At 70.6% G+C, this 6,337-nt stretch carries 6 protein-coding genes; 3 read left to right on the forward strand and 3 right to left on the reverse strand.

The genetic code is table 11. The annotated features are described in order from the left end of the window. Positions 1-1,633, forward strand: a 1,633-nt coding sequence (locus tag TFC3_RS25470; RefSeq protein ID WP_082772297.1) for a 2Fe-2S iron-sulfur cluster-binding protein, incomplete at its 5' end; no start/stop codon positions are given. Positions 1,634-1,636: 3 nt separating this feature from the next. Here TFC3_RS25470 and TFC3_RS25475 read toward each other — a convergent pair. The 3 genes from TFC3_RS25475 to TFC3_RS25485 all read right to left on the reverse strand — a co-directional run bounded on the left by TFC3_RS25475 (position 1,637) and on the right by TFC3_RS25485 (position 4,246). Next, positions 1,637-3,364, reverse strand: coding sequence for a DEAD/DEAH box helicase (locus TFC3_RS25475; protein ID WP_067504849.1), 1,728 nt, complete (start codon positions 3,362-3,364; stop codon positions 1,637-1,639). A 61-nt stretch (positions 3,365-3,425) separates the two neighbouring features. Continuing rightward, on the reverse strand, positions 3,426-4,061 hold the full coding sequence (locus TFC3_RS25480) for a trimeric intracellular cation channel family protein (RefSeq protein ID WP_236718451.1): 636 nt from the start codon (positions 4,059-4,061) through the stop codon (positions 3,426-3,428). Beyond that, the gene (locus TFC3_RS25485) at positions 4,028-4,246 is read right to left on the reverse strand and encodes a DUF3039 domain-containing protein (RefSeq protein WP_067504853.1); all 219 of its coding nucleotides are present in this window, start codon (positions 4,244-4,246) and stop codon (positions 4,028-4,030) included. The genes TFC3_RS25480 and TFC3_RS25485 overlap by 34 nt, the downstream gene beginning before the upstream one ends. Before the next feature lie 150 nt (positions 4,247-4,396). Here TFC3_RS25485 and TFC3_RS25490 point away from each other — a divergent pair, with 150 nt between their 5' ends. Beyond that, positions 4,397-5,365 (forward strand): pseudouridine-5'-phosphate glycosidase, encoded by a 969-nt coding sequence (locus TFC3_RS25490; RefSeq protein ID WP_369819652.1) that lies wholly within the window; start codon positions 4,397-4,399, stop codon positions 5,363-5,365. Continuing rightward, positions 5,362-6,246, forward strand: coding sequence for a carbohydrate kinase family protein (locus TFC3_RS25495; RefSeq protein ID WP_067504856.1), 885 nt, complete (start codon positions 5,362-5,364; stop codon positions 6,244-6,246). The genes TFC3_RS25490 and TFC3_RS25495 overlap by 4 nt, the downstream gene beginning before the upstream one ends. The last annotated feature ends 91 nt before the right edge of the window (positions 6,247-6,337 follow it).

Raw genomic sequence — 6,337 nt, forward strand, 5'->3', positions numbered from 1 at the left:
GACCCCCAGCGACCCCGGACCCCTCGACCGCCCCGGAGTCCGCGAGTTTCTCGCCGCAGCGCCGTTCCTGGTGCTCTCCAGCGGCGACGCCGCCGGCGGCAGCGACACGAGCCCCCGCGGCGACCAGCCCGGCTTCGTCCAGGTTCTCGACGCGCACACCCTCGCCATCCCGGACCGCAAGGGCAACCAGCGCGCGGACACCTTCCACAACCTGCTGCAGGACAACCGCATCGCCCTCGCCGCGCTGCAGCCCGGCCGTACCCGCATCCTGCACGTCCACGGCACCGCCTCGATCACCGACGACCCGGCGCTGCTGGAAACCATGGCCCTGCGCGGCATGCCTCCGCAGGCAGCGCTGATCGTGCACGTTGCCGGCGCGGAGGTGGTCGACAGCACGGCGGTGACCGAGGCGAACTTGTGGAGCCAAGCGGCGCACGTCGACCCCGCGTCGGTGCCCGACTTGATGGGCCTGGCCGCCCAGCACGCCGCCGCCAACTCGACCGGCGTCACCGGCGTCGTGATGCGGCTGCTGAAGCCGCTGAGCCGCTTCCTCGGTCCCCTGGCCACAATCGGGCTGCGGTCAGCGATACGCAAGGAGGGCTACGCCGCTGAACCGATGCCGGACAGCAGCGGAGCACGGCAGATGCGGGTCGCCGAGATCCGGCGGGAAACCGCGGACGCGGTGACCGTGGTGCTGGAGGACGGCGAGCCGGTGCATTTCCGGCCCGGCCAGTTCTTCACACTGATCGTGGACATCGGTGCGCGTACGGTGCGCCGGGCCTATTCGGCGTCCTCGGTGCCCGGGTCGGCCCGGCTCGAACTGACCGTCAAGCGGGTCGAGGGCGGCGTCTTCTCCACCCACGCGAATCAGGTGCTGCGAGCCGGGGACCAGGTGGCGGTGCGGGGGCCGTCCGGCTCGCTGCGAGCCGGGGAGGAGCTGGTGATGGTTGCGGCGGGGAGTGGGGTCACCCCGATGATGAGCATTATCCGTACGGAATTGGCCGGCACCGCACCCGCTCGGCTGGCCCTGCTCTACGGCAACCGGGATGAGCAGAGCACGCTGTTCGCCGGGGAGCTGGCCCGCCTGGAGCGTGACCACCCGGATCGGCTGAGCGTGAGCCACCGGCTGACCCGGCCCAGCGCCGCGTGGACCGGTGAGCGCGGCCGCATCGACGCGGGGGTGGTCGGCGCGTGGCTCGACAAGCTGGAGCCCACCGGGGCGGCCCGCTACTTGCTGTGCGGGCCCGAGCCGGTGATGAGCACGGTGCGTGATGTACTGAGGCAACGGGGAGTGGCCGAGGACCGGATCGGCCAGGAAAGCTACTCCAGCACGGTCGACGTGGCTGTGGGCGGGCCTCAGCCGATGACCGTCGAGCAGGACGGGCACAAGCTCGCCGAGGTGACCGTGCCGCCGGGTGAGACGTTGTTGTCGGCGGGGCTGGATGCTGGGGTGGCGCTGCCGTACTCGTGCACGGTTGGCAATTGCGGCGAGTGCATGGTGAAGCTGCGCGGTGGCGAGGTCGTCATGAGTGAGCCGAACTGCCTCACGCCCGAGCTGCGGGCGGCCGGCTGGGTGCTGACTTGCGCCGGTCGGCCGCAATCCGCGGTGACGATCGACCTCGCCGAGGAGTAAGGCTCACATCGTCTGAATCGTGGCGATGCGCTCCTCGAGCTGCTCGATGGTCGCCTGAGCCGAGGGCGGTCCGCCGCACAGCCGGCGAAGCTCCGCGTGGATTTTGCCGTGCGGCAGGTTGGTGCGGTGGTGGTGCGCCGCGACCAGGGTGTTGAGCTGGCGGCGCAGGACCACCCGGCGCTCCCCCGCGCTCAGCGGCGCTTCCCGCGGGGCCGGCACTGCGTCCGACGCCGGAACGGTCCTGGCGGCACGCTTCTGGGCGGCGATCTGGTCGGACTGACGCTTGGTCAGCAACGTCGACACCTGGTCGGGGGTCAGCAGGCCGGGCAGGCCGAGGTATTCTTCCTCCTCGGCCGAGCCGGTGCGCGCGCCGGTGCCGAACGACGCACCGTCGTAGATGACCTGGTCCAGCTCGGCGATCGAGGACAGCGCCTCGAACTGCTTCTCAAGCTCGCCCTCGGCCTTCTCCTCACGCTGGGCCCGCTCCAGCAGCGTGTCGTCCAGGCCGTCGGGGTCCTTCGGGGCGCCCAGGATGTGGTCGCGCTGCCGTTCCATCTCGCTGGCCAAGCCCAGCAGGTGGGGCACGCTGGGAACAAAGACAGTGGCGGTTTCCCCCGGACGACGGGTACGAACAAAACGCCCAATGGCCTGCGCGAAGTACAACGGTGTCGAGGCGCTGGTGGCGTACACCCCGACGGCCAGGCGCGGGATGTCGACGCCCTCGGACACCATCCGCACCGCCACCATCCAGCGCTGCTCGGACGCGGCGAACTGGGCGATGCGGTCCGAGGCGCCCTGGTCGTCGGAAAGGACCACTACCGCCTTCTCGCCGGAGACCTCCTCGATCAGCTTCGCGTACGCCCGAGCGGTCTGCTGGTCGCTGGCGATGATCAGGCCACCGGCGTCGCTGATGCCGTGCGAGCGCAGCCGCGACAGCCGGGCGTCGGCCGCGCGCAGCACCTGGGGCATCCAGTCACCCCGGTGGTCGAGCGCAGTGCGCCACGCCTGGGCGATCAGGTCCTTGGTCATCGGCTCGCCGAGACGCGCGGCCAGCTCGTCGCCGGCGTTGGTGCGCCAGCGGGTCTCGCCGGAGTACGCCAGGAAGATCACCGGCCGGACGACGCCGTCGCGCAGGGCGTCGCTGTAGCCGTACACCGAGTCGGAGCGGGAGCGCTGCAGCCCGTCCTGGCCGCGCTCGTAGTCAACGAACGGGATCGGGTTCTCGTCGGAGCGGAAGGGTGTCCCGGTGAGCATCAGCCGGCGCTCGGCCTGGTCGAACGCCTGCTTCACGCCGTCGCCCCAGCTACGCGAGTCGCCCGCGTGGTGGATCTCGTCGAGGATCACCAGCGTGTTGCGGGTCATCGTGCGCCGCCGGTGCACCGCGGGAGCCATGCCGACCTGGGCGTACGTCAGGACCGCGCCGTGGAAGTCGCGCGCGCTGTGCACGTCGGAGTTGCGGAACGACGGGTCGAGCTGGATGCCGACCCGGGCCGCGGCGGTGGCCCACTGGGTCTTCAGGTGCTCGGTGGGGCAGACCACTGTCACCGCGTCGATGGAGCCGTCGTTGAGCAGCTCCGCCGCGATGCGCAACGCGAAGGTGGTCTTACCGGCGCCCGGGGTGGCCACCGCCATGAAATCCGGCGAGCGTTTGCGCAGGTATTTGACCAGGGCCTTGCGCTGCCAGTCACGCAGTGCGGGGAAGGTTTCCAGGTTCGGCAACGGCGGACTCAAGCTCCGAGAATCCCTTCCCACATACGACACAGACGACTCACCAACATAGCGGCTGGCGGGCTCAAGGCACGGCGATCGGCGCCGACCACCGCCGATAGAGTGCCACCAGCCGGACCGCGGTCATCGTCAGGGCGGCCGCGCACAAGGTGATCAGATCGGCCACGTTCAACCAGCTCAGCACCGATACGGCGACCGCGCCGCCGAGCGCGACGACAGCGTAGATGTCGCGTTGCAGCACCGCCGGGATCTCCCCGGTGAGCAGGTCACGGGCCAGCCCGCCGCCGATCGACGTGAGCATTCCCACCAAACAGGCCCCCACCGGCGGGACCCCGGCGTCGAGTGCCTTGAGGGTGCCGGTAACGGTGAACAGGCCCAGGCCGGCCGCGTCCAGCACGAGCACCGTACGACGCAGCCGGTTGAGCTGCGGATGCCACCGGAACACGGCCAGCGAGGCGAGCACGGCGGTGACGGCATAACGCCAGTCGGCGAACGCGAGCGGCGGAACCGCGCCGACCACGAGGTCGCGCAGGATGCCGCCGCCCAGCGCCGCTACGAACCCGACGAAGGCCACGCCGAACAGGTCGAGCCGCTTGCCCACGGCGGCGCTGGCCCCGGAGGCAGCGAAGACCGCGACCCCGATCAGGTCCGCAATGAGCAGGCCGGTCAGTGCTGCATCGCTTCGTAGATCTCCTTGCACTGCGGGCACACCGGGGATCCGGGCTTCGGCGACTTGGTCACCGGGAACTTCTCGCCGCACAGGGCGATCACGAAAGTGCCCATGACCGCACTCTCGGCGATCTTTTCCTTGCGCACGTAGTGGAACATCTCAGGCGCGTCGTCGGTGTCCTGGGTCTCCGGGCGCTCGAGAATCTGAGTGCTCACGGTATCTGCCTCTCGTCGTATGAACGCTTCAGTGCCACCGGCCGTACCCCCGGCTCCTGCGGCGGTGGAAGTCTCAACCAGCAAGTCTGACACCTCACGCCTGACCGGTCCAACGACACAGCTCCCGACAAGGGTCGTACCTTGGTGATCGTGACCGATTCCACGCGGCAGCTGGGCCGCTTCAGCATCAAGTACGGCGAGCACGTGACCCGCGCCCGCCGTGACGGCCTTCCCGTGGTCGCCCTGGAGAGCACGATCATCTCCCACGGCCTGCCCCACCCCGACAACCTGCGGGTGGCCCGCGAGATCGAGCAGACCGTCCGCGACAACGGCGCCGTCCCGGCCACCATCGGCATGATCGGCGGCGAGCTCCTCGTCGGGCTCGAGGACGCCCAGATCGAGCACCTGGCCAGTGCGGACGGCGTGGCCAAGCTGTCCGTGCGTGACCTGGCGCTCGGGGCTGCCACCGGCGCGGACGGGGCCACCACGGTCGCAGCCACCAGCGCGGTTGCCGCGGCGGCCGGGATCGGGGTGTTCGCCACCGGCGGCCTGGGCGGCGTGCACCGGGAGGCGAACGTCACCTTCGACGAGTCCGCCGACCTGACCACGCTCTCGCACACGCCGATTGTCGTGGTGTGCGCCGGCGTGAAGTCGATCCTCGACGTCGGGGCCACCCTGGAACGCCTTGAGACCCTCGGCGTCGCGGTGGCCGGCTACGGCACCAAGCGCTTCCCCGGCTTCTTCACAGCCGACGGCGGCTTCGACGTCGACTGGCAGCTGGACTCCCCCGAGCAGATCGCCGCGGTGATGGCGGCCCGCGCGGATCACGGCGTCGGTGCCGGTGCGCTGGTGCTGGGCAACCCGCTGCCCGCCGAGGAGCAGCTCGACACCGAACTGCACGACCGCACCCTGGCCGAGGGCCTGGAACTGCTGGCCTCGGGCGGCATCAGCGGCAAGGCGGTGACGCCGTTCCTGCTGTCGCACTTCCACAGCAGCACCGAGGGCAAGAGCCTGGAGGTCAACGTGCGCATCATCCTGCGCAACGCGGCTCTCGCAGCGCGGATCGCAGCGGCGGCCACCCCGGCGCCGGCCGCGGTCGGCTTCAGCCTGCCGGGCTGAGTGCCTTGCGCATTCTCGTCGTCGGTGACCTGGTGACCGACGTGCTGGTGACGCGGGCCGGTGCCGTGGTGCCCGGCTCGGACACCGAGGCCGAGATCCGCATCGGCGGGGGCGGCCAGGCGGCGAACACCGCGGCCTGGCTGGCCCACGCCGGGGTGGCGGCCACGCTGATCGCGGCAGCCGGCGACGATCTCGCCGGCCAGCAACGGGTGGCCGAGCTGAACGCCGCAGGCGTGGACTGCGCGGTCCGCCACCACCCCGGCGCGGCGACCGGCAGCATCGTCGTGCTCAGCTCGGCCGGCGACCGCACCATGATCACCGATCGCGGGGCGGCCCTGCTACTCGACCCGGTGGACGTGCAGCAAGCTGTGAAGGCCGCTCCGCAGTCCGTTCACCTGCACCTTTCGGGCTATCCGCTGCTGCACGCGGGGTCGCGGCCGGGCGGTCTGGCGGCGTTGGCGGCGGCCCGCGAGCGGGGGCTTACGACCAGCGTCGACGCGGCTTCAGCGGGTCCGTTGCGCGCCGTTGGTGATTTCCTGGAGCTGGTACGAGGAGTTGACGTGCTGCTCTGCAATGCCGACGAAGCTGAGGTGCTGGCCGGGCCGGGGAGCGCCGGCGAGCAGGCCGGTGTGCTGCGGACGTACGCGAAAAATGTCGTTGTCAAAAGAGGGGCGCACGGGGCGGTCTGGCGATCGAGCGACGGAAGGCTGTATTCCTCGGCGGCCGTGCGAGTGCCCTCCATCGACGCGACCGGAGCCGGCGATGCCTTCGCGGCGGGACTGCTGGCGGCGTGGCTCGGAGGGAAGGGACCGGAAGCCGCGTTGCGCGCCGGGGCGGAAATGGGAGCTGCGGCCGTACGCAAAATCGGGGCCAGACCCTAGACGAGTAATTCCTAACCGCGGTTAGTGGTCGTAGGCGATGAGTGACCTGGTCACGGGCTGGCCGGTTGCCCGGTTGTGCCAGATTGCGGCG

The sequence above is a fragment of the Actinoplanes sp. TFC3 genome (genome assembly GCF_001553785.1).
Taxonomy (GTDB): Bacteria; Actinomycetota; Actinomycetes; order Mycobacteriales; family Micromonosporaceae; genus Actinoplanes.